Below are 255 nucleotides of genomic sequence, written 5' to 3' on the forward strand. Positions count from 1 at the left end.
GATTGGGATGCCGTGAGGTTACAACTGGTTGCCAAAATTGGTGATGAGCAGACAACCGTCAGCGTATCGCCATTTGGTTCCGACCAGCGGCAGGAAAAAGTGCTGGATTTACGCCACTGGCGCTTTGAGCCAGACAAAGAGGACCCTGTCGCCGCACTCGGGATTCGACCGCGCGGCGCGCAGATCGAGCCGGTATTAGCCGAAGTACAGGCCAAATCGGCAGCGAGTAAAGCAGGTTTACAAGCGGGTGACAGG

1 pseudogene is annotated in these 255 nt (G+C 56.9%); it reads left to right on the top strand.

What is annotated here, in order from left to right:
* A pseudogene (locus RTW80_RS29985) lies at positions 1-255 on the top strand (zinc metallopeptidase RseP); the annotation flags it as partial.

This window comes from Escherichia sp. AM3 (assembly GCF_032029835.1).
Classification (GTDB): domain Bacteria; phylum Pseudomonadota; class Gammaproteobacteria; order Enterobacterales; family Enterobacteriaceae; genus Escherichia; species Escherichia coli.